General features: G+C 38.3%; 27 protein-coding genes. 21 read left to right on the top strand and 6 right to left on the bottom strand.

Features of this window, described 5'->3' with window-relative positions; all coding sequences use genetic code 11:
- The first annotated feature begins 13 nt into the window (after positions 1-13).
- The 10 genes from AC3CH7_RS02555 to AC3CH7_RS02510 all read left to right on the top strand — a co-directional run bounded on the left by AC3CH7_RS02555 (position 14) and on the right by AC3CH7_RS02510 (position 8,210).
- Complete coding sequence (locus AC3CH7_RS02555) at positions 14-1,504, top strand: aldehyde dehydrogenase family protein (RefSeq protein ID WP_488381550.1); 1,491 nt, start codon at positions 14-16, stop codon at positions 1,502-1,504.
- A 16-nt stretch (positions 1,505-1,520) separates the two neighbouring features.
- On the top strand, positions 1,521-1,799 hold the full coding sequence (locus tag AC3CH7_RS02550) for a BMC domain-containing protein (RefSeq protein ID WP_008176438.1): 279 nt from the start codon (positions 1,521-1,523) through the stop codon (positions 1,797-1,799).
- A 90-nt stretch (positions 1,800-1,889) separates the two neighbouring features.
- Positions 1,890-2,480, top strand: a complete 591-nt coding sequence (locus AC3CH7_RS02545) for a phosphate propanoyltransferase (protein WP_031419421.1) — start codon at positions 1,890-1,892, stop codon at positions 2,478-2,480.
- Between the two features lie 12 nt (positions 2,481-2,492).
- Positions 2,493-3,362, top strand: a complete 870-nt coding sequence (locus tag AC3CH7_RS02540) for a phosphate propanoyltransferase (protein ID WP_012293771.1) — start codon at positions 2,493-2,495, stop codon at positions 3,360-3,362.
- A gap of 36 nt (positions 3,363-3,398) precedes the next feature.
- Complete coding sequence (locus tag AC3CH7_RS02535) at positions 3,399-3,683, top strand: EutN/CcmL family microcompartment protein (RefSeq protein ID WP_036215427.1); 285 nt, start codon at positions 3,399-3,401, stop codon at positions 3,681-3,683.
- Entirely contained in the window at positions 3,676-4,044 is a 369-nt protein-coding gene (locus tag AC3CH7_RS02530) for a BMC domain-containing protein (protein ID WP_488381549.1), read from the top strand. The genes AC3CH7_RS02535 and AC3CH7_RS02530 overlap by 8 nt, the downstream gene beginning before the upstream one ends.
- Positions 4,044-4,991, top strand: coding sequence for a malate dehydrogenase (mdh, locus tag AC3CH7_RS02525; protein WP_012293774.1), 948 nt, complete (start codon positions 4,044-4,046; stop codon positions 4,989-4,991). Before AC3CH7_RS02530 ends, mdh begins: the two co-directional genes overlap by 1 nt.
- Before the next feature lie 304 nt (positions 4,992-5,295).
- Positions 5,296-5,481 carry a hypothetical protein gene (locus AC3CH7_RS02520; protein ID WP_012293775.1) on the top strand — a complete coding sequence of 62 codons (186 nt, stop codon included), beginning with the start codon at positions 5,296-5,298 and terminating at the stop codon, positions 5,479-5,481.
- A gap of 64 nt (positions 5,482-5,545) precedes the next feature.
- Positions 5,546-6,640 carry a helix-turn-helix transcriptional regulator gene (locus AC3CH7_RS02515; protein WP_143815516.1) on the top strand — a complete coding sequence of 365 codons (1,095 nt, stop codon included), beginning with the start codon at positions 5,546-5,548 and terminating at the stop codon, positions 6,638-6,640.
- Positions 6,641-6,713: 73 nt separating this feature from the next.
- A complete protein-coding gene (locus AC3CH7_RS02510) occupies positions 6,714-8,210 on the top strand; it encodes a carboxypeptidase M32 (protein WP_031419426.1) in 1,497 nt (498 codons plus the stop codon).
- A gap of 47 nt (positions 8,211-8,257) precedes the next feature.
- Here the strand turns inward: AC3CH7_RS02510 and AC3CH7_RS02505 are convergent, their stop codons facing one another.
- The 4 genes from AC3CH7_RS02505 to AC3CH7_RS02490 all read right to left on the bottom strand — a co-directional run bounded on the left by AC3CH7_RS02505 (position 8,258) and on the right by AC3CH7_RS02490 (position 11,329).
- A complete protein-coding gene (locus AC3CH7_RS02505) occupies positions 8,258-9,919 on the bottom strand; it encodes a b(o/a)3-type cytochrome-c oxidase subunit 1 (protein ID WP_031419427.1) in 1,662 nt (553 codons plus the stop codon).
- Positions 9,906-10,397: a cupredoxin domain-containing protein gene (locus AC3CH7_RS02500; protein ID WP_016991924.1), complete on the bottom strand. Its 492-nt coding sequence runs from the start codon at positions 10,395-10,397 to the stop codon at positions 9,906-9,908. The genes AC3CH7_RS02505 and AC3CH7_RS02500 overlap by 14 nt, the downstream gene beginning before the upstream one ends.
- Before the next feature lie 24 nt (positions 10,398-10,421).
- Complete coding sequence (locus tag AC3CH7_RS02495; RefSeq protein WP_009370491.1) at positions 10,422-10,544, bottom strand: hypothetical protein; 123 nt, start codon at positions 10,542-10,544, stop codon at positions 10,422-10,424.
- A gap of 323 nt (positions 10,545-10,867) precedes the next feature.
- Positions 10,868-11,329 carry a chemotaxis protein CheX gene (locus AC3CH7_RS02490; protein ID WP_036161243.1) on the bottom strand — a complete coding sequence of 154 codons (462 nt, stop codon included), beginning with the start codon at positions 11,327-11,329 and terminating at the stop codon, positions 10,868-10,870.
- Positions 11,330-11,844: 515 nt separating this feature from the next.
- Here AC3CH7_RS02490 and AC3CH7_RS02485 point away from each other — a divergent pair.
- From AC3CH7_RS02485 to AC3CH7_RS02435, 11 genes are all read left to right on the top strand, one after another.
- Positions 11,845-12,858, top strand: coding sequence for an ABC transporter ATP-binding protein (locus tag AC3CH7_RS02485; protein ID WP_031419429.1), 1,014 nt, complete (start codon positions 11,845-11,847; stop codon positions 12,856-12,858).
- The gene (locus AC3CH7_RS02480) at positions 12,833-13,810 is read left to right on the top strand and encodes an ABC transporter ATP-binding protein (RefSeq protein WP_036167742.1); all 978 of its coding nucleotides are present in this window, start codon (positions 12,833-12,835) and stop codon (positions 13,808-13,810) included. The genes AC3CH7_RS02485 and AC3CH7_RS02480 overlap by 26 nt, the downstream gene beginning before the upstream one ends.
- Positions 13,807-14,598 carry an IclR family transcriptional regulator gene (locus AC3CH7_RS02475; RefSeq protein WP_012293782.1) on the top strand — a complete coding sequence of 264 codons (792 nt, stop codon included), beginning with the start codon at positions 13,807-13,809 and terminating at the stop codon, positions 14,596-14,598. The genes AC3CH7_RS02480 and AC3CH7_RS02475 overlap by 4 nt, the downstream gene beginning before the upstream one ends.
- 31 nt (positions 14,599-14,629) lie before the next feature.
- Positions 14,630-16,210 (top strand): ABC transporter substrate-binding protein, encoded by a 1,581-nt coding sequence (locus tag AC3CH7_RS02470; RefSeq protein WP_012293783.1) that lies wholly within the window; start codon positions 14,630-14,632, stop codon positions 16,208-16,210.
- A gap of 66 nt (positions 16,211-16,276) precedes the next feature.
- Positions 16,277-17,209, top strand: coding sequence for a nickel ABC transporter permease (gene nikB / locus AC3CH7_RS02465; RefSeq protein ID WP_031419433.1), 933 nt, complete (start codon positions 16,277-16,279; stop codon positions 17,207-17,209).
- Positions 17,209-18,111 carry an ABC transporter permease gene (locus AC3CH7_RS02460; RefSeq protein WP_080720003.1) on the top strand — a complete coding sequence of 301 codons (903 nt, stop codon included), beginning with the start codon at positions 17,209-17,211 and terminating at the stop codon, positions 18,109-18,111. Before nikB ends, AC3CH7_RS02460 begins: the two co-directional genes overlap by 1 nt.
- 8 nt (positions 18,112-18,119) lie before the next feature.
- Positions 18,120-20,948, top strand: coding sequence for a M14 family metallopeptidase (locus AC3CH7_RS02455; protein WP_488381548.1), 2,829 nt, complete (start codon positions 18,120-18,122; stop codon positions 20,946-20,948).
- A 7-nt stretch (positions 20,949-20,955) separates the two neighbouring features.
- Positions 20,956-21,570 carry a pyroglutamyl-peptidase I gene (pcp, locus tag AC3CH7_RS02450; protein WP_012293787.1) on the top strand — a complete coding sequence of 205 codons (615 nt, stop codon included), beginning with the start codon at positions 20,956-20,958 and terminating at the stop codon, positions 21,568-21,570.
- Positions 21,554-22,249: a 5-oxoprolinase subunit PxpB gene (pxpB, locus tag AC3CH7_RS02445; protein ID WP_488381547.1), complete on the top strand. Its 696-nt coding sequence runs from the start codon at positions 21,554-21,556 to the stop codon at positions 22,247-22,249. The genes pcp and pxpB overlap by 17 nt, the downstream gene beginning before the upstream one ends.
- 3 nt (positions 22,250-22,252) lie before the next feature.
- Positions 22,253-23,116 carry a 5-oxoprolinase subunit C family protein gene (locus tag AC3CH7_RS02440; protein ID WP_012293789.1) on the top strand — a complete coding sequence of 288 codons (864 nt, stop codon included), beginning with the start codon at positions 22,253-22,255 and terminating at the stop codon, positions 23,114-23,116.
- Positions 23,117-23,121: 5 nt separating this feature from the next.
- Entirely contained in the window at positions 23,122-23,850 is a 729-nt protein-coding gene (locus AC3CH7_RS02435) for a 5-oxoprolinase subunit PxpA (RefSeq protein WP_488381546.1), read from the top strand.
- 88 nt (positions 23,851-23,938) lie between these two features.
- Here the strand turns inward: AC3CH7_RS02435 and AC3CH7_RS02430 are convergent, their stop codons facing one another.
- Both AC3CH7_RS02430 and AC3CH7_RS02425 read right to left on the bottom strand, forming a co-directional pair.
- Positions 23,939-24,493 (bottom strand): phosphatase PAP2 family protein, encoded by a 555-nt coding sequence (locus tag AC3CH7_RS02430; RefSeq protein WP_012293791.1) that lies wholly within the window; start codon positions 24,491-24,493, stop codon positions 23,939-23,941.
- 7 nt (positions 24,494-24,500) lie between these two features.
- Positions 24,501-25,466, bottom strand: a complete 966-nt coding sequence (locus AC3CH7_RS02425; RefSeq protein WP_488381545.1) for an LCP family protein — start codon at positions 25,464-25,466, stop codon at positions 24,501-24,503.
- Between the last annotated feature and the right edge of the window lie 11 nt (positions 25,467-25,477).

Genomic DNA, 25,477 nt, shown 5'->3' with positions numbered 1-25,477 from the left:
AGGAGGCGGCTTTATGGCCACATTAGACAAAGACTTATTAGCTATTCAAGAAATGAGAGATGCCGTTAGACATGCTAATACAGCACAAGCTGCCTATATGCAATTTTCACAGCAACAAGTAGACAGCATCGTGAAAGCTGTTGCGGATGTTGCCTTTAAGGAAGCTGATCGCTTAGCAAAAATGGCTGTGCAAGAAACAGGGATGGGTATCCCTAATCATAAAAAAATGAAAAATGAAGTTGCTTCACGAGATGTCTATGAAGATATTAAAGAATTAAAAACGGTCGGTATCGTAGGCTATGATCGAATGAAAAAAGTGGCGGAAATTGCAAGTCCTTTTGGGGTCATTGCAGGAATTGTGCCAACGACGAATCCAACATCTACCGCCATTTTTAAAACATTAATTTCTTTAAAAACAAGGAATGCCCTAGTGCTAAGTCCTCACCCATATGCTGTGAAGTGTACAAAAGAGGCGTTAGACGTTTGCCGAGTAGCTGCAGAACAAGCAGGTGCACCAGAAGGTTTACTGCAATGTTTAACAATGTCTTCAATGGAGGCAACACAGCAGCTAATGAAGCATCCTGATATTCATTTGATTTTAGCAACAGGTGGCGGCGCATTAGTGAAGGCGGCGTATAGCTCAGGAAAGCCTGCTTATGGGGTAGGACCAGGAAATGTCCCAGCCTACATCGAAAAATCAGCAAATATTCAAAAGTCTGTACGTCAATTGGTGCACAGTAAATCGTTTGATAATGGGACAATTTGTGCTACTGAGCAGGCTATTATTGTAGATAAAGCCATTGCAGACCAGGTACAAACAGAATTAAAGAAAAACGGTGCTTATCTATTAAATGCTGAAGAAAAAGCTAAAATGGAGAAATTAATTTCACCAGTTCCTGGAAAGGTGAATCCACAAATCGTCGGCAAATCAGCATCCTGCTTAGCAGATTCTGTTGGCATCACTGTCCCAGATGAAACCAAAGTACTTGTTGGCTTGGAAACGATGATTGGTAAAAATATTCCGTTTTCTCTGGAAAAGTTATCACCTATTTTTGCTCTCTATATTGTCGAAAACAGTTCAGAAGCTAAGCAAGTGATGATTGACCTTTTAAATATTGGCGGACGCGGACATACATGCTCGATTCATACTGAAAATGCAGCTTTAGCAGAGCAATTCTCCGTTGAATTACCAGTATCTCGTATTGTAGTAAATACACTATCCTCAATTGGGGCAGTAGGTGGCACAACTGGATTAGCACCATCCTTTACATTAGGCTGTGGTACATTTGGCGGCAATATCACGTCGGATAACATTACAGCAAGACATCTTTTAAACATTAAACGTATGGCTTATGGCATTAAAGATGTAGAGGTGCCAAAGCCAGAGTTCGAAGTGCAGTCTGTTGTTGAGTCGGTTGTATCACAAGAGCCTTCTTTAGACACAACAATGGTTCAACAAATCGTTGATCAAGTATTAAAACAAATCACATTACAAAATAAATAATTTGGAGGAATGACAAATGAGTACAGCATTAGGAATGGTAGAAACAAAAGGTTTAGTAGGAGCAATTGAAGCAGGAGATGCAATGGTAAAAGCGGCAAGCGTTAATTTAGTAGGTAAAGTACATGTTGGTGGCGGTATCGTAACAGTTCTTGTTCGTGGAGATGTAGGTGCCGTAAAAGCAGCAACAGATGCAGGCGCAGCAGCAGCACAACGTGTAGGAGAACTTTTATCTGTTCATGTAATTCCACGTCCACACCATGAATTAGAAATGATTTTACCAAAAGCAGAAGCTTAATAAATCAGCAATGAGAGCTGATCCAACTAAAGGACAGCTCTCATCTTGTCATCAAGAAACAACAATCCATTTAATATAGAGGTGGCTAACGTGACAACAGCGACAAAAACATTTCCAGTGGCCATTTCGGCTCGTCATATCCATCTAAGTGAAGCGGATTTACAAGCGCTTTTTGGTCCACATGCAACGTTAACAAAGGATTTTGACTTATCGCAGCCAGGACAATTTGCTGCAAAGGAGCGTGTCTCCATTGAGGGACCGAAAGGCATTATTCATAATGTCCGAATACTTGGTCCAGTAAGAGCAGCTACTCAAGTGGAAGTCAGTCGAACAGATGCGATGAAACTTGGGGTAACTCCTCCGCTGAGACAGTCAGGAGATATTGACAACTCAGCAGGCATTAAAATTATTAACCAAGATCATGAATTGGCCATCGAGCAAGGGGTCATTATTGCACAAGCACACATTCATATGACTGAGGAAGATGCGAAAGCATTAGAAGTTCAAAACAATGAATTGGTTTCTGTAGAAGTAATCAGTGACCGTCCAGTTACATTTCGCGGTGTAGTGGTACGAGTTTCCAATGATTTTAGTTTGGAAATGCATATAGATACGGATGAAGCAAACGCTGGTTTTATTGAACAACAAGCACAAGGAACAATAGTAAAAGTAACATCGTAAGGAGGAGGCAAGATGCAAGAAAATTTAGTGCAAAAAATTGTAGAAGAAGTTCTGCAGCAAGTTTTAAAAAATCAATCTTCCCCTCCACATGACGGTAAAATTCCAATTGGTGTATCTGCCCGCCATGTCCACCTTGCACAAGCAGAAGTGGAACAGCTCTTTGGTGAGAATTATCAGCTTACACCAAAGTTTGAGCTTTCACAACCTGGGCAATTTGCTGCGGAGGAAACCGTGGTCATTGCTGGTCCAAAAGGATCGATTGAGCGTGTACGTATACTGGGTCCAGCTCGTTCATTGTCTCAAGTGGAAGTCAGTTGGACAGATGCCATGAAACTAGGGATAAAACCACCATTAAGAATTTCAGGTGATATACAAGGCTCTAGCCCTGTTACATTGATTGGTCCAAAGGGGAGTGTCGTGCTAAATGAAGGACTCATTATTGCACAAGCACACATTCATATGTCCCCTGAAGACAGTGCGAAATTCAATGTAGTAGATGGACAGTCTGTACAAATCAGGGTAGATGGTATTCGCCCAATTATTTTATCGAATGTGGTGATCCGTGTATCAGAGCGTTATCGTTTAGAGATGCATATTGATACAGATGAAGCCAATGCAGGTTTAATTCAGCAAGGAACATTAGCAGAAATCGTTCAGCATCAAGTGAATGAGCAACCGATCCCAGTGAAAGAGCAGTCTCCAGTCGTAGCAAAGGTAGAAAAACCAGCTATCTATCATTATGACAAAAAGCTACTTTCACAATTGGAAGTGTTAGAAATAGATGCGCAAGAAATTGTCGTGCCAAAGAAAACCATTGTAACGGCGTTAGCTTATGATAAGCTGCGAGAGTTAAATAAAACTTTAACGATCTGTTCTGAGTAGCAAATTAATCTGTGTAGCATAAAGAGGGTGAAGTTCATGCAAATGGGAAGAGTGATAGGTAGTGTATGGGCAACACGCAAAGAGGAAGGGCTGAATGGTTTAAAACTACTAATCATTCAACCAATTGACTCCAATCAACAGCCGATTCGCACTGAAATTATAGCAGCTGATCGTATCGGCGCAGGGATTGGTGATGATGTCCTAATAACAAGCGGTGGTTCATCACGCTATATTATGAAAGAAAATCCGTTACCAATCGATGCAGTTGTCATTGGTATTATTGATTCTACTGAAGTGATGAGAGGTGAGGACAATGAGTAGTGCAATTGGCATGATTGAAACAAAAGGATTGGTAGGTTCTTATGAAGCGGCTGATGCGATGATTAAAGCATCTGATGTTACAATCGTCAAGCAGGAATTCGTAGATGGTGGCATTGTGACAGTGGTCGTGAAAGGTGACGTAGGTTCTGTACAAGCAGCAGTAGAAGCCGGAAAAGCGGCTGCTATGCGTGTTGGAGAATTATTAGGCGCTCACGTAATTCCAAGACCTGATGAAGAGGTATTCCAAATGATTAAAGGACCAGAGGAACCGAAGAAAAAGCCGGTTTCTACATCTACATCAACACGTGCTAAAAAATCAACCGAAGCCACACCAGCGACAGATAATCGAGGTGAAGCATAATGGCATTTCGTAAAAATAAAATCGCTGTGATTGGTGCAGGTCATACCGGTTCTACATTGAGTTTATTTTTAGCACAAAAGGAACTAGGCGATGTCGTTCTTGTCGATATTCCCGAAGCAGAGAACCCAACAAAAGGGAAGGCATTGGATTTACTACAAACAGGCCCAATAGAAAAGTTTAATGTATCTATTAAAGGAACAAGCAATTATGAGGATATTGCTGGTGCAGACATCGTAGTCATAACAGCAGGAATCCCTCGTAAGCCAGGCATGAGCCGTGATGATTTAGTGACAACGAATGCGAAGATTATTCAACAGGTTTCAAGACAAATTAAACACTATGCTCCAAATAGTATTGTCTTAGTTTTAAGTAATCCGGTTGATGCTATGACGTATGTCTGTCACAAGGAAACAGGCTTTGCTAAAAATCGTATTATTGGTCAGTCTGGTGTGTTAGATACAGCTCGCTTCAACACGTTTGTTGCACAGGAGCTACAAATTGCACCTGAAGATGTCTCTGGCTTTGTGCTAGGTGGACATGGTGATGAAATGGTACCATTAATCCGTTATTCCTATGCAGGAGGTATTCCGCTAGAAAAACTCATCCCCCAGGATAGACTCCAGCAAATCGTCGAACGTACACGCAAAGGTGGCGGTGAAATTGTCGGTTTATTAGGAAATGGTAGTGCGTATTATGCACCAGCTGCTGCATGCGCGCAAATGGTTGAAATCATTATCAAAGATCAACGGAAAATAGTCCCTTCTATTGCCCTATTAGAAGGTGAATATGGGTACCAAAACCTGTATCTAGGGGTACCAACAATTTTAGGAGGCAATGGCATTGAATCTGTCATCGAATTGCACCTAACAAATGAAGAACAAGCAGCGCTTCAGCATTCTGCCGAGGCTGTTAAACAAGTAATTGCCATTTGCCAAAACATAGAGTGATCAGACTCTACTTTCGATGAATAGAAAGAATCCCCATCTTTCTTTAAATTGAAAATGAATGGCAGCTCCTACAAATGTTTGATTGGAAACCGAACATTACTCGAAAGCTAGTGAAAATTCTCCTAAATATATACCTCACTTTGAGTAAGAGAGGACGAACTGTAGCAAGCGCATGGTTTGCTACAGTTTTTTTATTTCCTAAAAAGTACTAAATAAGCTAAAGGAAGTTGACTTTGCCCAAAAGGGAAAGTGTATAACGGATATAAGCCATAGATAAAAGGGAGAAGGACTGGTGTGAGATCAATTGTGGTGTATCAACGAAGAGGAGGAAGATTTAGTTCCTTATGCTGCAGTTGGCGATGGCGGCAATGTGATTTGTTGTATTCCAACGCTGAACACAGCAGTTGCTATCTCATCACTCTTTATGGTCAATGCACCAGATAGAGGGCTGTTTATCAAAGAACATATTATTCCAACATTAATGCGATAATAACACAACCTATATCATAACAAACCATATCACCTCTACTATAATCAAAGGAGGAGGGATGAGGATGAATAACATCATACAGGAGATGATTGATTGGATTGAAGATCATCTCTTAGAAGGCTTTTCATTAGAACATTTAGGGAAGCATATGGGCTATTCCCCGTATTATTGTTCGTTTAAATTCCACCAAATAACGGGAATCACCATTAAAAAATATGTTTCATTACGAAAGATATATTTGGCCTCTGAAGCGTTAAAAAAGTCGGAAGAAAAAATAATCGATATTGCCTTACATTATGGTTTTTCAACACAGGAATCCTTTTCTAGAGCCTTTAAAAAGGCCTTTGGTATAAGCCCTCATGAATTCCGAAAGTCCCCACAACCTTTGCAAACATTTGTAAAAAAGAATTTAAAGGATGAAAGAGGATGGTTTACGATGGATATTTCTTCAAAATTAAAAATTGAAGCATTGCAAGAGAAAATACATGCGCAATATGATCAAGCGATATTGAATGTTTTAAATGGTCAAATGATGTACGAGGAGTTTTCGAAACAGCAATTAATGGGGAACAGTGATTATGTACCTTTCAATGAAGCCATGTGTAGCAATCAAACAGCAAGCCCGATTTTGGGCGAAGAATTTAACAAAATTCGTGCCGCTGGACACCAAGTAACAGTACAGGACTATGAGCATATAACAGTAAATCCTTTGAAGTTATTGTGGACCAAAAACTACCAATGTATCGTTTTATGGTTTGGGGATGATATGTTTTGTCAAATGAACTTGCTAACTGTACTTGCTTTTCTGGAGCAGCAAAAATACGAAGGCAAAGTTTATTTCCATATGGTACAGGAAGCGACCTATGATGTGGATGAAATGGAAATTGTGCTTGGAGACTATTTAAAGATTTATCAAGACGTTTTGATCCGCCATCGTATCCCGGAGGCAACGCTTTTACCAGTAATGTATCAGGGGATTCAATTATATTTTGACTATTTAAAAGAAGAAAATGATATTTCTTCTTATATTAAGAAACATGTTGATCAGTCCCCACAGGAATTGTTAACACAATTATTTCGCCTCTTTCCTCAATATGGGCTTGGAGATACTCAGTATTTAAAAATAATAGATAAAGTGAAAAATGAAAAATCTGAGTAAAACTACTAAATGGTCCACAATATACAAAATTTTCGAAAATATGATAAACTTATAGCACAAGGAGGATGAAAGCATGACTATTCAACAATTTACTGACTATGTTAAGAAGATGCAGCATTATGAGGAAGCACTCAATGTGATTTATTGGGATATGCGAACGGGAGCACCTAAAAAAGGATTAGCACAACGTTCAGAGGTAATAGGTACATTATCAGCCTCCTTATTTGATATGCAAACGAGTGAAGAATTAGGTGAGCTTCTATTAGCATTAGAGGCAAAAAAATCAGATCTTGATTATGTGACACTTCGTTTAGTAGAAGAAGTAAGAAAGAATTACGATCAAAATAAAAAAATTCCTGCTGAAGAGTATAAAGAATTTGTTATTCTACAATCGAAGGCGGAAACGGCTTGGGAAGAAGCAAAGGAAAGCAATAATTTTGAACTATTCCTACCATATTTAGAGGAAATCATTCAATGGCAAAAAAAATTCATTCAATATTGGGGTATTAAAAATGGATCTCCATATAATACATTGCTCGATTTATATGAACCTGACATGACGACAGATGTATTAGACCAAGTATTTGGTGATTTACGAGAATCTATTGTAACGCTTGTACAAAAAATTGCTGATTCATCGAATAAACCAGATACAAGCATGTTATTTAAGCATTTTCCACGTGAAGCTCAGCGTGAACTATCACTAGAGATGCTAGCTCAACTTGGTTACGACTTTGATGCTGGCCGTTTGGATGAAAGTGTGCATCCATTTATGATTGGTTTAAATTACGGAGATGCTCGTATTACAACAAAATATGATGAAAATGATTTCCGTTCAGCTATTTTTGGTACCATTCATGAATGTGGTCATGCCATGTATGAGCAAAACATTGATGCAAAGCTTGCAGGCTTGCCGCTAGCTACTGGTACATCGATGGGTATTCATGAATCACAATCATTATTTTATGAAAACTTTGTCGGTAGAAATGAAAAGTTCTGGGAGCATAACTATGAGCGACTTCAACACTTCTCACCAGCTCAATTTGGCGATGTTGCATTAGGCGATTTTTTACGTGCCATTAATATGGTAGAACCATCCTTCATTCGTATTGAAGCAGATGAACTAACGTATCCACTACATATCATGATTCGCTATGAAATTGAACGTGACTTGTTCAACGGGGATTTACAAGCGAAGGATCTTCCGCAAGTATGGAATGATAAGTATGAGGAATATTTAGGCATTCGTCCTGAAACAGATGCAATGGGAGTATTACAAGACATGCACTGGTCAGGTGGTATGTTTGGTTACTTCCCGTCCTATGCATTAGGAATGATTTATGCAGCGCAATGGAAGCATGCGATGGACAAGGATATCCCTCATTTTGATGACTTACTAGAAAAGGGAGAGCTACTGCCAATTCGAGAGTGGTTAACTGAGAAAGTTCATCAATATGGAGCATTGAAAAAACCATTTGAATTGCTAAAAGAAGCAACAGGGGAAGGCTTAAATGCCAAGTATCTTGCAGATTATTTACAAGAAAAATATACGAAACTGTATCAATTATAACGTGAAAAAAGAGATTTCTCGGAAATGAGAAATCTCTTTTTTTATGTTTACCACAATTGATAGCCTTTGGAGCCAGCCGGTGAATTCGAAATAATATCGAAAATTGGCACGGTGTAAGCGAATAAGATTAAGGCTACTAAAATGACAAGCCATACTTTAAAGTTTTCTAAAATAGCGGGTGTTGGACCACTAAGCTCATGTACATCCCCAATAGGGAACTCCTCTTCACCCTTAGGAGCAAACCAAGCTAATTTCACGACGATATAAATAATGATTAGGATGGCGATAAAGAGAATCGTTCCGCCCACAGCTTGTGCAATTTGATAAGGAATCCAATCATATGCCTGTGAAGCACCACCATATTCTGAGTAATCTGAACGACGAGGTGCACCGATAAGACCGGCAATGTGCATAGCTGAAGACATAATAGTCATACCGACTGCCCATAAGATACCAGCGAAATTACTAAGATTATTTAAAGCCTTTGTTAAAGTCCTTCCTGTTAAATGTGGTATTAACCAGAAGGCCGCACCAAAGTATGTTAAAACAACAGCAGTTGCAATCGTTAAATGGAAATGCCCAGTCACCCAAATAGTGTTATGGATTAATTGGTTCATTTGATAGGAGGCATTGACAATACCGCCAGCACCACCAGGAATGAATGCCACCATACCGATAAATGGAACGAAGAAACGAGAATCCTTCCAAGGTAATTTTTTGAACCATCCGAACAGTCCTTTTCCACCTAATTCTCGACCACGTAATTCGAACATGGCAAACATCGAGAAGGCTGTCATTAGAGAAGGAACGATTACAGCAAATGTTAAAACAACTTGAATGAACTTCCATGTACCATCAATACCAGGCTCTGTTAACTGATGGTGAATTCCAACAGGAATAGAGAACAGTAAGAATAGCATAAACGAAAGTCTTGCTAAAGAATCGGAGAAAATTTTTCCACCAATTACTTTTGGAATAATTACATACCAAACCATATAAGCAGGTAATAGCCAGAAGTATACAAGTGCATGACCGAAATACCAGAAAAGGGTACGGGATAATGCAACATCGACACGTTCAATTAAACCTAATGACCATGGTAATAGTTGAATTAATACTGATGCTGCTACACCAAGTGTTGCAACGAACCACATTAAATTATTGACAACTACCATAAACGATAATAATGGGCTACGTTCACCGCTACCTTTATTTTCTTTACGCCATTGAGCATAGCGTAAAATTTGACCTGCGCCGCCAACCCAAGAACCGACTACGACTAATGTAAGGCCTAGATAGAAAATCCAGTGTGCCTTTAGTGGTGCATAGAACGTATAAAGAACAGTTGCTTTATTTAATAAAACCATCGTTGCCGCAGCAGCTGTACCGATTGTCATTAACCAAAAGCCGACCCAGCCAAGTCTACGTTGACCATTCGTAAATGTACCTGATGTACGACTTACACTAGCAATTTGGAAACCGTAAATAAAGAAAGTAGTTAAAATAAGACCGAGTAATACTCCGTGTACGGTTAATACTTGATAATAGCCAATGCCCGCTGGTAATGTAAATTGACCAGAACGTACAAATACTTGTAATAAACCTGCAAGACCACCTAATAACAATGCGATAAATGCTACATATATATGCGCCATAGCTAGCTTTGCATCGCGACGATCTACTTTTGTCATTGAATTAGTGTGACTCATTTGAATCCACCACCTTTAGCATAGAGTGCATCATCGTATGTCCTGTACCACAATATTCATTACAAACGATTAAAAACTCGCCTACTTTGTTGACTTCTGTTACATATTCTGAAATATAACCAGGCTCAAGCATCATGTTAATATTCGTACCTGCAACCTCAAAACCGTGCATGACATCCTCGCTTGTCGCGATGAATTTGACCTTTGCACCCAGTGGAACCTCAATTTGTGGAGGATTATAATTGAATGCAGAAGCGATGACAACCACCTCGTAATCCCAATCTTTGCCCTCTACCTTATGGACTCCTGGATTATCGAAAGGTGCTGTCTCTTTCACTTTCTCGTAATCTAGTGTTTTTTTACCATTATTCGGGTGGGAGCCTTGATGAAATGCTCCGATACCGAGAATAATGAGGAATGCGACTAAAGTAGTAACTCCGAACACAAGCCAATACTTCTCATACTTATGTATGTGCATATGTTTCTGTCCCTTCTTCGTAGATTAAAACCTTCCAATGAACAAATCAAAGCAGTACACCCAAAGTAAAATAATGATGATACCTACTCCAAAAACTGCATAGAGTGAACCTTTTAAATTCTCATCTGACTTCTTTTTGTTTGCCATTTTTGCTCCTCCTACGCTTTTTATAGTTGGTGTTTCTTACAGACATCATATATAAATCCGATGCAATTTGATGTGAAAAAAATCACACTTCTATAGAAAATATGTGAAGAAAGTGTGAAGAATTCAAGGGAGAAAAAAACAAGCCATCTCAAAAGTCATCGAGATAGCTTGTTTCATTATTATATTTAGCTTTTTTTTAATAAAAAAAATAGATTTTAAAGAAGTCCTACCAATTTTTCTAGGAGCAAGGCAAAATTAAAACATATATGGTATTTACTCTTGCATATAATGTCTTATTGGACATAGACTTTAAACCTAGCTTTCTATTCTGCTTCTTCTTCAATGGTTAATAGAACTGTTAGAGCTCCGACGCTCGGGATGGAAACTGGGAGAGCGAAGGCCTTTTCAAAGCCATATAATTTTGTATTGCCCACCATCACAGTTGGCGGAGTGATATCAATTTCTAAGTTTTCTTGCCCAACAGCCGTACATAAATTTCCTGCAATCATGTTACCAAATTCCCCTGTAAAGGATTCTAGCATTTCTCCTTCAAGCGGCATACCGAACATGGTACTACCGATTCCGCTGAATACTTCGGGAGTGGAGTCAATGATAACGCGACCCTTTAAATCTCCTATTAAGCCAATCAATACACCCATTTGCTGTTGTTGAAAGGGTTCAGAAATAATACTAGGCGACTTTACTTCAATATCCATAGGAAGAATTGATTTTAAAGCGTGAATAGTCCCGTTTAAAATAGTTTGAAAGTACTTCGAATTACTCATCATTACCGCATCCTTTTTCCGACTTTTCTACATCTTACCATGTAAAAAGGGTAAGATGAAAGTATGTCTTGACGAATTAACAGGAAATTTATAATATATTAGTGAGAATGATTTTCAAATTCAATGTATGGGTCTGAAAAACAATAGAAAAACACTTAATTTATATGAAAAGGAGCGGTCAGCAATGACATTCGTATTGATTGGAACAGCTGTAGCGATCTATATTGGAGTAGGAAAATACGTCATGAAACAGGCGACTGCACATTTGAAATAAGAAACTATACGAAAAAAAAGAAAAGCATGGTCCGAGCACTCGGATCCATGCTTTTTTTGTATTTCTCAAAAGATAGGAAGATTTCTTGGGGAATTACAAATAAAAATTAATTGTTTTTTCGGAATAATTACAGTAAATAGAATTTTTATTTTTTTCTGAAAACTATTGAAATATCCTATTAATCTCTGATAAGATTTTAAAAAATGGAATCGCGTTTCATAATATGGAACGGAGGGGGAAAATGGGATTGAATATTTTAGAAGTAAAGGATTTGAAAATAGGTATTCAGCACAATAAAAAGGATATTTCCATTGTGAATGGGGTGTCATTTCAACTTGAAAAAGGAAAAACATTGGGGATTGTGGGAGAATCTGGTTGTGGAAAGAGTATGACGTCATTATCTCTTATGGGGCTGTTGCCATCTGGGGTTGAATGGCAAAGCGGCGAGATTTACATAGATCAAAAACAAATTCATAAAAAATTAAAGAAGGAATGGCGAAAGATTCGTGGGAAAAAAGTTTCAATGATATTTCAGGAGCCAATGAGCTCCCTTAATCCAGTGTATAAGGTAGGCTCCCAAATCATTGAAATGATTCATAGCCATGAAAATATTTCAAAAAAAGAGGCGCATGAGCGAGCGGTTGATATGCTTCGCCTTGTTGGTATTCCTCGACCCGATAAAGTGGTTAATGAATATCCACACCAATTATCTGGCGGGATGAGACAACGGGTGATGATTGCCATGGCATTGGCTTGTGGACCAGAAATATTAATCGCAGACGAGCCTACTACGGCATTAGATGTAACTATTCAGGCACAAATTCTAGAGTTAATGAAAGATATACAAGAAAAACTGGACATGTCCATTATTTTAATTACTCATGATCTTGGCGTTGTGGCTGAAATCTGCGAGAAAGTGATTGTGATGTATGCGGGTGAAATAGTTGAAGAAGCGAATGTGTTGGAATTATTTGATCATCCACTCCATCCCTATACGAAAGGGTTACTAAACTCATTGCCGGATATGGAGACAGAACAAGAATATCTTCCGTCTATTGAGGGGGTGGTACCATCACCATCCGATATGCCAGCAGGCTGTAGATTTTTCGATCGATGTGAATTTGCAACTGAAAAATGTAAAAGTAAACCAGAACTATTTACTACGTCCATTGGTAGCACGGTTAGATGCTGGTTATATGAAAAGGATGATGTGGGAGGAGGGAATGTCAATGAGCAGTCCATTGTTAGAAGTTAAACACTTAAAAAAATATTTTCCAGTGAAAGGATCACGTTCGGGAAATTTAAAAGCAGTAGATGATGTTTCATTTTTTGTAAACGAGGGTGAAGTTTTAGGAATTGTAGGGGAATCTGGTTGTGGAAAATCCACAATGGGTAAAACACTTATTCAACTGCTAACACCTACTGAGGGCGAAATTTTGCTGAACGGAGAAAATATAGCCACACTTAGCGCCAAAGAGGTCCGTCAAAAACGTCGTGATATGCAAATCATTTTTCAGGACCCTTTTTCGTCCCTTAATCCGCGTATGAAGGTTTTTAAAATCATTGAAGAACCTTTAGTGAATTTTGGAATCGGTACTAAGGAAGAACGGAAACAACGTGTTTATGAGGTCGCTAAACAGGTGGGGCTTACAGAAAAGCAGCTCGATCGTTTTCCACATGAATTTTCAGGCGGCCAAAGACAGCGCATTGGAATTGCAAGAGCATTAGTATCCAATCCGAAATTGATTGTGGCAGATGAACCTGTATCTGCACTCGATGTATCCATTCAGTCTCAAGTGCTTAATATTATGAAAGATTTAAAAAGGGACATGAACCTTACCTATATTTTTATATCCCATGATTTAAGTGTCGTGCATCATTTCTGTGATCGTATAGGGGTGATGTACTTAGGGAAGCTAGTGGAATTGGCTGACAAACATGAGTTGTTTAACAATCCGAAACACCCTTACACGAAAGCATTGCTATCTGCATTACCTAAGTCTCATCCTTCAAAGGTTAAAGAACGAGTTGTCCTTAGCGGAGATGTGCCAAATCCAGCAAATCCCCCTTCAGGATGTACCTTCCATACACGGTGTCCAAGCTGTATGGAGATTTGTAAAGTGACACCTCCGAAATTAAAAAAAATTAGTGATCAACATGAAGTTTCTTGTTTACTTTATGAAGAACAAATGGAGCGATTAACATGAGCAAAACATTGGAAAAAGGAATTAATATTTTAACGCTATTTACAGAAGAAAAACCTTCTTGGCGGTTAGATGAACTAGCTATAGAAACTGATATTCCTAAACCGACCTTACATAGATTTCTAAAAACATTTACGGATTTAGGCGTATTAAAACGACCATATGTACAAAGTGGAGGACAGGTGGTTTTAAGTGATCATTATTTACTAGGGAATAAACTAATTGAATTAGGGGCAATAGCTGCTAATTCCATAGAGATTCGTTCGTTAGCCATTCCGTATATGAAAATGTTACAACAGAAATTTGATTTGGCTGTTCAATTAGTAGTATTGGATGAAACGGATGGCCTTTATATAGAAAAAATAGAAAGTCTAAAACCGGTTCTATTATATACAAGAGTTGGAAGAAGAGCACCACTATACGCAGGTGCCTGCTCACGTATTCTTTTATCTTTTCAATGTGAAGAGAAAATTAACGAGGTCCTCCAGAAGCCTCGAAAAAAATATGCGAGTGGAACCCCTCATACGGATAAAGAGATTGATGAATTAATTGAATTTGGTAAGAAAAATGGCTATGCCTACAGCGTATCAGAATTGGAAGAAGGAACTGTATCAATAGCGGTGCCGATTTTTAATAGTGATCGAAAAGTAGAGTACTCCATTAGTATTGCTGGTATAGAATCACTACTACCACAGGAAAAAATAAATACGTTTTTAGAGGGACTGTGGGAAACTGCTGCGTTAATTTCGGCTGAACTAGGTTATTCGATGCCATATCCTTATGGCGTATAAATAGCACAAATATAAAAGGGGATGAACAATAATGAAGAAACAAAAATGGCTAGCACTATTACTAGTGTGCATGATGATTATTTTGTCAGCATGTAGTGGCGGTACATCAACAAAAGAAGACAGTAAAAATAGTAGCAAATCTTCTGGTGAAAACGCAGCACTCACAAGAGGAAATGAATTAGTTATCCGTGTGGCAGGAGATCCTCAAAACTGGGATCCCATTGATACGTTTTTACTTTCTTGGAGTACGGTAGCAACATCGGTCTTTGAAGGATTAGTTAGTCGTTCTTTAGATTTAGAAATTCAACCTGGATTAGCGGAATCTTGGGAATATAAAGATGACAAAACAATTGTCTTTCAATTACGCCAAGGCGTTACCTTCCATAATGGTGAACCATTTAATGCGGAAGCGGTGAAATTTACTTTTGATCGTTTGCTAGGAGATGAAGGTCAAAAAGGTCCTCAATATTCCAATTACACTTCTATTGATCATGTGGAAGTAACGGGTGAATATGAAGTAACTATGCACTTAAATTCTATTGATCCGGTATTACTCACAAAACTATCAGGGTATGGTGCTGTAATCGTGCCACCTAAATATATTCAAGAACAGGGTGCAGAGAATTTTGATATGAAACCTGTTGGTACAGGTCCGTTTAAAATGACAGATTATCAACGAGATAAACAAGTTGTGATTGAACGTTATGCAGATTATTGGAATAAAGATGCTATTAAACTAGATAAAGTTACATTTAAAGTAATCCCAGAAACAGCAACAGCACTTGCAGAGTTACAAACTGGCAATATTGATATTATGACACGTTTGGAAGTTTCCCAAGCTGCAACAGCAGAAGCAACTGACTTTATTGAATTAATGGAAGTATCTACACCTACAGCTTATTCAATTCGTTTTGATACGGCGCAAAAGCCAGTTGATGATGTACGTGTTCGTCAAGCTATTAACTATGCTATCGATAAAGAAACGATTGTCAAAGAAATTTTAGGTGGCTATGGGAATCTTATAAGCTCATTCCAAAGTGATTTATCATTTGGCTATAACAACGATTTAGAGCCATATCCATATGATCCTGAGAAGGCAAAAGAATTATTGGCTGAAGCGAATGTTCCAGAAGGTACTACATTAGATTTCTATATTCCAGGTACTGACGGAACATTTAAAGAGATTGCTCAAGCAGTAGCGTTTTACTTAGAGGAAGTTGGCTTAAAAGTATCTATTAATAGTGTGGAAAATACGACATTCCAATCAGAGTTAATCCCTCAAGGAAAAGCGGGACATATGTATAAAAATGGCTGGGGCGGATGGACGCTGGACTTTGATAATACAGCTTATTTAATGTATCACGAGGGAGAATTCTGGAACCCATCCTATAAAAATGAAAAAGTGGAACAATTATTAGCAGCAGAGCGTGCCACTATTGATAATGACGAAAGACAAAAGGTTTTTAAAGAGCTTACAGAAGTATTATATGAAGATGCAACTGAAGTCAACTTATATTCGGAAGTTGAAATATACGCAGTGAATAAACGAATAAAAGGTTTCCAACCACCACATGATGGCCGCTTTAATTTTGTAGGTGTCACTGTCGAGTAAGTAAAAAATTATGAGATAGTATGCTAGCATACTATCTCTTTCATTTCACATTAGGAGGATGGAATTATGCTTTCCTATATTCTACGACGTTTGTCGCATACCGTGCTCGTGATTATTGCGGTTTCATTAATTATATTTTTCTCCATTCGTTTAACAGGTGACCCCGTAAGTATCATGTTTGGGGCTGGTGAACCTTCACAGCAGGCAATAGAAGAACTGACAGCCAAACTCGGTTTGGATAAGCCTGTTTGGGAGCAATACTTCATATTTATGAAGGATTTAGTAACACTTGATTTTGGTACTTCCTATCGTTCCAATAGCCCAGTTTTAGAGATGTTACTCGAACGAGCGTGGCCGACAATTGCACTTGCTTTAGGTGGAATGGCAGTGGCATTGTTTATAGCTGTTCCGCTAGGTATTCTATCAGCTATTTATAAAGGAAAATCCATTGATGTGTTTAGTCGTATTTTTTCTTTGTTAGGCATTTCTTTCCCTAATTTTTGGTTGGCGTTTATGCTAATTTTAATTTTTGCTGTTCAACTAAAGTGGCTGCCAGTATCCGGATTTGATGGGTTTAGCTCATTAATTTTGCCATCCGTTGCCTTAGGGCTCATCCTATCTGGTATTTTAGTTCGATTAATTCGTACGTCTATGCTGGAAGTACTTAAAATGCAATATGTCACAACGGCACGGGCTAAAGGCATAAGAGAATGGCTAGTTATCATTCGACATGCTTTCCGCAATGCCTTATTGCCAACTGTAACATTTGTTGGTTTACAGTTTGGAGGGCTATTAGGAGGTGCAGTTATTGTCGAGCAAGTCTTTTCTTGGCCTGGAATTGGAAGGTTAATTGTTGATTCTATTAATCAACGAGACTATCCAGTAGTCCAGGGAGGAATCATCCTTTTAGCACTTATGATGATTTTAGTAAATCTAATTGTTGATTTATGCTACTCATTAATTAACCCAAAAATAAGAACTGGAAGAGGTGAGCAATAATGACTCAAATAATGGAAACAGAAGCAATCGAAATAAAAAAAGCCAATAAAATCGTAACCGTTCTGAAATTCATGAAGAATAATCCAACGGGCATAATAGGCTTATTATTGGTTGTCACTACGATACTGTGTGCTATATTCGCGCCTTATATTGCTCCCTATGATCCGGGGGCGGCTAGCTTAGGACATCGACTTGACCTACCCAAATGGCTAGATGATACAGGTAAATCTCAATACGTTCTCGGAGGAGATCAGGTTGGGCGTGATTTGCTAAGTAGAATTATTTACGGAGCACGTATATCTCTATTAGTCGGGATTTGTGGCGTCATCATTTCATTAGTGCTTGGTACATTTCTAGGCATTATTTCAGGTTACTTTGGGAAATGGATGGATGATTTAATTATGCGGCTAGCCGAAGTTCAAATGGGGTTACCGTTTATTTTACTAGCCATCGTAATTATGAGTGTTTTTGGAACAGGTATTGAAAAAATTATTATTATCCTTGGACTTACATATTGGGTTAGTTTTGCGCGATTAATTCGAGGAGAGATTTTAGCTTTAAAGGAACAAGAGTATATCCAAGCAGCAAAGGCAATTGGTGGGACACATTTCAAAATAATCATGAAGCATATACTTCCTAATGTTGCTTCCTCTATTCTAGTGTTAGCAACGATGTGTATTGCAGAGTTTATTTTATTGGAGGCCTCTTTAACATTTTTAGGGCTAGGCGTGGAGCCTACAGTACCTTCGTGGGGAGGAATGTTAGCGGATAGTCGAAATTATATGACCTCTGCTTGGTGGATATCTGTTTTCCCAGGCGTTGCCATTATGTTAACGGTTTTAGGCTTTAATTTATTAGGAGATTGGTTGCGAGATCGCTTAGATCCAAATATGAAAGTTTAGGTGATATGATGAACTCTATAATTTTTTCTAGTTTATTTCAAAAGAACGAAACGAAAAAAAAACCTTCTTTATTTATCGATTTACCTAAAGATTTAATTCCATTAGGATTAATTGATTTTTGTTTACGCTTAGGCTTTGAATCAAATGAAATAGACTTTGATTTATTTCAGCAAGCCAATCAGTCCTATACAATGAAGTTTTTACCACATACTAGCACATTTATTTCAGAAAATAAGTCAACATGGATTATTTATTATGAGAGTGAATCAGCACTTTCTACATTGTTAAGTACTATAGCCAGTGATGGCATAGTCGAAACCCAAACAGTCAGCTCATTCACGTATTATGAGAATTTAAGTCATCTTTGGACAGCCTATGGCACGGGTGAAAAGGATGAGGCCCATCCCCAGCAACATGTAAGTGTGAAAATGGATATACAAGAAGAATTGAAGACAAGTGCTCTGTTAAAAGAGGCTTGCTATCTTGCATTGCGTTTAGGTTTATATGCGACATCTATTTCATTACCAGCTATAACAACAGAAGAGCGACATGTATCTATTTCCTTCAAGCAAGAACTCGAAAGTTATATGGAGTTGACCGCCAAAAACACCATTCAAATTTGTGGTACGAAAGAAAGCCTACCAGCCGTTGTCCATTCGATTGTAACAGCAAAGCATGTGTCAGAGGGTGGACTGCTTGGAGTTTGGGAGTTAAACGAAAAACAAGTGAATGAAGCGGCTATTTTAATGGAAGAAAAGTGGACTGATGAATCGGAAGCTTCTTACATCATAAAAGCACTGGAAGAAGAACCAGATACAGCGTTAGAGGCTGAAATTTATATGACAGCCGATAAAAAAAATCGTGACCAATTCAGGTTAGATGTATATGAAAAATTTTCTAATTTAACAACCATTAAAGTTCGCTCTGCCTTTAAAACAGGGTTATACTGGATATTAGAGGAAGTACTCCCATCTGTCGAGGGGCGCTTTGAAAATATCAAAATAGTTTGTAAGGATGGGGTAAGTGAAGACGGTTTAGAGCAACATAATCGCTGGATTATGGAGCTATACCCAGTAGATGAGATGATCGAAATGATATATGGCTTACCTAAAGAGCATGTGCAATTTGAGCTTTCAAGCACGCAACAACATGTGTATAGAGTATTTGTTAATGATCAACTAATTGCTGAGCTCAATCCCCTTATGAGTGAAGTGGATTATGTGGACGGTCAGAAAAAAGCTTATCCGACTACCGCTGGATATCGATTATTGAACAAGACGGAGAGAGTGCAAGAGAATATCATATTTTCAGATCGTGAACGGTTCTATAAATTTTATGTGAAAGAATTTTTGCCACAAATGGTGAAATTGTTAAAAATAGATACCCATAATGTTAATCAAGGTCAGCTATTTCCATTGTTTGATCGAATAGAAATTGATTTTACTTCTTCTGGAATTGAAGAAGAAATCGGTGTTCAGCAAGAAGCGAATTCATCGTTTGAGGCGCTATACGAGGATTTATATTTTAATACATTAGACTATTTTCATGAGCTTGGCCGTCAGTTAGTAAATCAGCCATACAAAGCTCCGGGTGGCGTTATTCCTTATATTCATATAGAACAAGATCTGTATAAGCCTATCAAAGGTGTCATCAAGGTTTACCAGTGGAATGACAAACGAATGACTGATCCCATTACAAAGCGAATCTTGTTTAATCAAGAAGGGCAGTTTGACACTGTAGAGATGTCTATAGGTAATGAACTGAAGGTAACTGAGGCAAAAATCTATTTAAAGCTCAACATGAAAAATATTTTTCCATTGTTAGAGCGTTTTAAACAATACTCAGAGGTCAAATTAAATTATGGAGATATATCTTATAAGGGTCATGTCATTCCCTTTATTGAAGTGACTGAACCGATTACGAGTGAATATTATTCAGGGCTAAAAAAAACAGATGAAAAACATACGATTGTTTTTGAAGCTGGTCATCATCCAAATGAAGTGTCTAGCACGCCTGCTATATTGGAGCTAATAGAGGATATTATTGGTCATCATCCAGAAATATTACAAAAAATGAATGTTATTATAATCCCTTTAGCCAACCCTGATGGTTATGAAATAATGGAATATTTGACAAAGGAACATCCGAAGTGGAAGCATCATGCGGCACGATTTAATGCGGTGGGATTAGAATTTGCGCATGTGAAATTCTTGAAAAGTGCGTTCGGTGAGGCAAATGTATTACCACTTATCTTAAAGAAATGGGCCCCAGATATTGTTGTAGATGACCATGGAATACCTGCTCGTGAATGGGTTCAACCGTTCGCGGGTTACGCCTGCCCACCGATTTTCCCAGTTTCTTATACGCTTCCGAGTGCCAAGATTTATGGGATTGGTCGATATGCAGATGATGATGCTACGAAAGAAATTCAAGCCCGAAACTTGGAGCTAGTAGCCGAAAGAGTTAATAGGCTGTTTGAAGGATCGACGTTTGCTCAAGAAAATGACTATTGGCGCGATCGATATTATAAATATGGAACAAAGTGGGATCCAGATAAATACCCCATTGAGGAGATGGGGAATATTAACTTTTATCGAAGTATGGAAGTAACTCCATCGTATTCATCAGTTAGTATTTTACGTTATCCACAGTGGATCGCTTTAGATATAATTTCCGAAGTTGCAGATGAAATTGTTTATGGTGAAGAATTAATTTCGTGTATGGCAGCACATAAATTATTTAATCGGGCAATTTTAGAAGCTGCAATAGCTACTCCAGTAAATAAATATAAACAATCTGGACGTTACATAAAAAAACGTCCGATAGAAATTAGGTGACGAACACATGACAAAAATTTTATTAACGGGATTTGAGCCATTTCTTGATTACAAGCTCAATCCAACTATGCAAATTGTAGAAAATTTAGATGGTGAAAAGATAGAAAACTATCATATTATTGGAAGAATTTTATCTGTCGACTTTCAACAATCTGCCGAGCAGCTAAAGCGACATATAGAAGAAATAGAACCGCAAATCATTATTTCCTTAGGACTGGCAGGAGGGCGTTTTAAAATAACACCTGAGCGAATTGCTATTAATATTAAAGATGGGGAGCCTGATAATAACGGCTACTCACCCGTTGATGAGAGCATTCAAGAGGAGGGGGCAGATGCTTATCTGACGAATTTACCCATTCGCCATATGATTAATCGCTTGCAAGAAGAGGGCTATCCGGCTGAAATCTCTAACACAGCAGGTACTTATTTGTGTAATAACATTATGTATGAAGGGCTTGTATATGCACAGCAACATGAAGGGGTACGTGCTGGTTTTATTCATATACCTGCTTCTTTTGAATTAGCCATTCAACATGGCAAAATTCCAGGTTGGCATATTCGTGATTTAATTGCTGCTGTAAAGCTTTGCATTGAGGAGACAGTACGTGCAGGTAATCATTGAATTTCCTCATTCAATGTGGATTAGCAAACATACTATTCGCTTTTCCTTTAAGGAAGAAATATCCGACACAAACTTTTATGTAGTACAAACATTTACTCGATTTCTGAAAAAACAGCTACGACACCATCTTGTCGAAAGTGTTGCAAGCTATCATACAGTTACAGCCTATGTGAAACAACGAATAGATGTCGATCTTTTAAGAATGCAATGGCTTGCTATTCAAGCATCAGCAGCCGTTGATGACAGAACAAATAGACGATTAAAAATCCCGGTTTGCTATGATGAAGAATTCGCCTTAGATAGGCAACGAGTGATGGACTATACGGGTCTATCATTTGAGGACATTAAAATGCTACATATGTCAAAAAGCTATTATGTTTATTTAATTGGCTTTTTGCCAGGCTTTCCTTATCTTGGGGAACTTGATTCTAAGTTATTTATGCCACGTTTAGAGAAGCCGAGGGCATCTGTGTCTGCGAGTTCTGTTGGGGTTGGAGGCGGACAAACAGGAATCTATCCTGTCGATTCACCTGGTGGCTGGAATATTATTGGAAAGACGCCATTAAAACTATTTAATGTCAATGGTAAAGAGCCCTTTCTATTTGAACTGGGTGATGAAGTTCAGTTTTATGAAATAACTAAGCAACAATATTGGGAAATGAAAAGCAAAGGAGTGTAGCGATTGAAGCCACTTCTGCTCATAACAAAACTAGGGGTTTATGGTAGCTTACAAGATAAAGGCAGGTTTGGCTATCGGGCATTTGGTATTCCGTTATCTGGACCAATGGATCAAGTATCGTTTCAAGCAGCCCAACTGATTTTACAAAATCATCCTAATCAAACGTCTTTCGAAATGTTCATGGGTGGCTTTGAATTTGAGGCATTGGCTGATGGGGTCTATGTTTTAACAGGGGGGCATGGTGTATGCATGGTTAATCATGCAGCCATTGAAATGTGGAAAACATTCCACCTAACAAAGGGAGATAGGTTGACGATTAAGAGCGTGAGTCAAGGCTCTATCATTTACTTAACACCGCTTGGAGGGTTTACTTCAAAATTGGAGCTGGGCAGTAGCTCATACCTCTCACAGGGGAATCTAGGTACGGAGATGACAAAAGGAAGTATTTTATATGGACAGACAGCCTCTCCGTTACAAGCTAATAGAGGTCTTTATGCTCCGTATCGTCCGACTTTTGACAGTGCTATTACTGTTAGAATTTTCAAGGGCCCTCATTTTCATTTATTTACGGAAGAGAGTCAGCAACAATTTATGCAAAATCCTTTCCAGTTTAGCGGTGGAAATCGAATGGGCTATTATTTAAAAGGCTCTGTGTTACAGCTAAAAGAAATGAAGGAGATTCTATCTGAAGCAACCCAGTTTGGCTCCATTCAAGTACCTCAGAATGGGAATCCAATTATCTTAATGGCCGATGCTCAAACAGTAGGAGGCTATCCTATTATGGCAACTGTACATGAAGATGATTTACATAAAGTAGCCCAAATGCGTATGTTTAACACAATACATTTTACACTGGAGGAAATGTGATACGAATGGATATTAATTGTGATCTAGGAGAAAGCTATGAAGCTTTTTTGACGGGAAGAGACGAAGAGATACTAGATTATGTGACATCAATCAATATTGCGTGTGGCTACCATGCGGGCGATCATTCCATTATGCACCAAACGGTACGTAATGCGATTCGTAAACATGTTCATATTGGTGCACACCCTGGGTATCCTGATCGTGAAGGATTCGGACGAAAAAATATGGTGTTTAGTCCAGCAGAAATTTACGATATGATGGTCTATCAGGTAGGGGCACTGCAAGCATTTGTCCGTGTCGAAAAGGGGACCCTACATCATGTCAAGCCACACGGAGCACTCTATAATCAAAGCGCGAATGATCAGGAAAAGGCTTCAGCCATTGTTCAGGCGGTGTATGATCTCCATCCTCAGCTTATTTTATATTGTTTAGCAGGAAGCCAAATGGCGGAAATCGCAAGGGATAAGGGTCTTCAAGTATATGAGGAGGTTTTTTCAGATCGCCGTTATCATTCTGATGGCACATTAGTGAGCAGACAGGAACCGAATGCTTTAATTCAAACTGAAGAAGAAATGCTTAAGCATGTAAAAGGTATTTTAACGGTAAAAGAAGTATTGTCTGTACAGTCTAAAAAAATAAAAATAGTAGCACACACCTTATGTATTCATGGAGATGGTCCACATGCCTTGGACTTTGCTAAAAAGATTGCTGCGCTTAGACAGCAACTACATTAACAATAAAGTAGATGATTTCATGCATACCCAATTGAAACATCAAAAAAGTTCGCATAAATGGCGAACTTTTTTGATTGGAAGAGCTTTATTATTTTACATACATTTTCCTGTGATGCCTAGAGTTTTCAACAAGATGAATTAGCCACATCACTATGTAGGTTACCCCTAATCCGATACAAGCACCTGCTAACACATCTAGAGGGTAGTGTACACCGATAAAAATTCTCGAAAGTGCCATGAGGCAGGCCATTACTAGGAGTACAGCTCCGATTTTTTTTCGCTTCCAAAGCAAAGCAAATGCTAAAGCAAATGCCCCTGCCGCATGATTACTTGGAAAAGATGGGTCTAAATTTGATTTTTCAAGTAATAATATGACGCTATGATTGACGAATGGCCGTGGTCGAAAATATATCATTTCTATCATTTTATCGATACCAAGTGTAAGAAAAGCGATCGTTACGGCATATATGACTATTTTTCTATTTTCATGCTGATTTTGAGCGTTTGAAAACCATAGCCATATCAATATTAATCCAAATAGGATAGGGCCATATTTTGAAAACAAGAGGACAACTTGATCTAAAGTAGAGTATTGTCCAGCAAATTGGTTGAGTAGTTTAAAAAGTTGATAGTCTATTGTCATGTTTTCTTTAAGAGGAAACTCCTTCTAGTTTAGACATTTGTATATCATCCTCGGTGGATAAAAACTTTTCTAATTCACTTTTATTTTTTTCCAAATCAATATCTAGAACTGCGCCTACATTTACATGTTTGTTTTCAAAAGAACTGGCAACAGGAATCCGTAAAGTATCTACCCCATTAGAGTGTCCATCCATTAAACCTTTCCCAATCGCCAGAATTGTTTTTTTGTCAACATTAGTATCGATGTATGCCTCTGCAACACCTAATATTTTTGGTAAATTCATTAAGCTGTGAAAACTAATTTGTTCTTTAACCTTTGTCAGAATTTCCTGCTGTCGTGCCACTCGTCCGAAATCGCTTAAACGATCGTGACGGAATCGAGCATATGCTAGTAACTGGTCACCATGTAACGTTTGTTCTCCAGGAAATAATGTCATGCCAATGCCATATGACATTTCATACGGGATGTCCACATCAATTCCATTGGGAGCTAAAAGATCTACAATTTTAGGGAATCCTTCAAAATCAACGATCGCATAGTAATTAACATCAATATTAAAGTTTTGCTTAATCGTTTTTCTAACAAGTTCGGGACCTCCAAAAGCAAACGCAGCGTTTATTTTATTCTTTCCGTAATCGGGGATATCCACATACGTATCTCTCATAATGGAAACAATTTTTACTTGGTTCGTCGTTTGATTATAGTGACCAATCATTAACGCATCCGATCTACCTTCATCACCTCTAGTATCACTACCTATCAATAGGACATTAATCTCACCAAATTGTAGGTCTGCGCCTTGGAATGGCTCAAAAATTTCCTCAGCTTCAGCTTCATTGTTACTGTCGTCTTCTGCCATGGCCAATCCACTATTGTACTGATAAAACCAATAAACAATCCCCAATACAATCATCAATGCGAATATGAAACATGAATTTTTTAGCCATCTACGGCTTGTTTTACTACTTTCCATAAATTAATAAA

The organism is Lysinibacillus sp. F12, assembly GCF_057773605.1.
The sequence above is the reverse complement of the archived record's forward strand: the minus strand, read 5'-3'. Positions and strand labels throughout refer to the sequence as shown.

What these genes read in the sequence shown, in the direction of transcription:
- AC3CH7_RS02500 (WP_016991924.1), bottom strand. Translation starts at nt 10,397, where the DNA reads ATGCACATACATAAGTATGAGAAGTATTGGCTTGTGTTCGGAGTTACT.
- AC3CH7_RS02485 (WP_031419429.1), top strand. Translation starts at nt 11,845, where the DNA reads ATGGGATTGAATATTTTAGAAGTAAAGGATTTGAAAATAGGTATTCAG.
- AC3CH7_RS02550 (WP_008176438.1), top strand. Translation starts at nt 1,521, where the DNA reads ATGAGTACAGCATTAGGAATGGTAGAAACAAAAGGTTTAGTAGGAGCA.
- AC3CH7_RS02515 (WP_143815516.1), top strand. Translation starts at nt 5,546, where the DNA reads ATGAATAACATCATACAGGAGATGATTGATTGGATTGAAGATCATCTC.
- AC3CH7_RS02425 (WP_488381545.1), bottom strand. Translation starts at nt 25,466, where the DNA reads ATGGAAAGTAGTAAAACAAGCCGTAGATGGCTAAAAAATTCATGTTTC.
- AC3CH7_RS02540 (WP_012293771.1), top strand. Translation starts at nt 2,493, where the DNA reads ATGCAAGAAAATTTAGTGCAAAAAATTGTAGAAGAAGTTCTGCAGCAA.
- AC3CH7_RS02490 (WP_036161243.1), bottom strand. Translation starts at nt 11,329, where the DNA reads ATGAGTAATTCGAAGTACTTTCAAACTATTTTAAACGGGACTATTCAC.
- AC3CH7_RS02435 (WP_488381546.1), top strand. Translation starts at nt 23,122, where the DNA reads ATGGATATTAATTGTGATCTAGGAGAAAGCTATGAAGCTTTTTTGACG.
- AC3CH7_RS02480 (WP_036167742.1), top strand. Translation starts at nt 12,833, where the DNA reads ATGAGCAGTCCATTGTTAGAAGTTAAACACTTAAAAAAATATTTTCCA.
- AC3CH7_RS02505 (WP_031419427.1), bottom strand. Translation starts at nt 9,919, where the DNA reads ATGAGTCACACTAATTCAATGACAAAAGTAGATCGTCGCGATGCAAAG.
- AC3CH7_RS02495 (WP_009370491.1), bottom strand. Translation starts at nt 10,544, where the DNA reads ATGGCAAACAAAAAGAAGTCAGATGAGAATTTAAAAGGTTCACTCTAT.
- AC3CH7_RS02430 (WP_012293791.1), bottom strand. Translation starts at nt 24,493, where the DNA reads ATGACAATAGACTATCAACTTTTTAAACTACTCAACCAATTTGCTGGA.
- pcp (WP_012293787.1), top strand. Translation starts at nt 20,956, where the DNA reads ATGACAAAAATTTTATTAACGGGATTTGAGCCATTTCTTGATTACAAG.
- nikB (WP_031419433.1), top strand. Translation starts at nt 16,277, where the DNA reads ATGCTTTCCTATATTCTACGACGTTTGTCGCATACCGTGCTCGTGATT.
- AC3CH7_RS02530 (WP_488381549.1), top strand. Translation starts at nt 3,676, where the DNA reads ATGAGTAGTGCAATTGGCATGATTGAAACAAAAGGATTGGTAGGTTCT.
- AC3CH7_RS02460 (WP_080720003.1), top strand. Translation starts at nt 17,209, where the DNA reads ATGACTCAAATAATGGAAACAGAAGCAATCGAAATAAAAAAAGCCAAT.
- AC3CH7_RS02475 (WP_012293782.1), top strand. Translation starts at nt 13,807, where the DNA reads ATGAGCAAAACATTGGAAAAAGGAATTAATATTTTAACGCTATTTACA.
- AC3CH7_RS02555 (WP_488381550.1), top strand. Translation starts at nt 14, where the DNA reads ATGGCCACATTAGACAAAGACTTATTAGCTATTCAAGAAATGAGAGAT.
- mdh (WP_012293774.1), top strand. Translation starts at nt 4,044, where the DNA reads ATGGCATTTCGTAAAAATAAAATCGCTGTGATTGGTGCAGGTCATACC.
- AC3CH7_RS02470 (WP_012293783.1), top strand. Translation starts at nt 14,630, where the DNA reads ATGAAGAAACAAAAATGGCTAGCACTATTACTAGTGTGCATGATGATT.
- AC3CH7_RS02455 (WP_488381548.1), top strand. Translation starts at nt 18,120, where the DNA reads ATGAACTCTATAATTTTTTCTAGTTTATTTCAAAAGAACGAAACGAAA.
- AC3CH7_RS02535 (WP_036215427.1), top strand. Translation starts at nt 3,399, where the DNA reads ATGCAAATGGGAAGAGTGATAGGTAGTGTATGGGCAACACGCAAAGAG.
- AC3CH7_RS02510 (WP_031419426.1), top strand. Translation starts at nt 6,714, where the DNA reads ATGACTATTCAACAATTTACTGACTATGTTAAGAAGATGCAGCATTAT.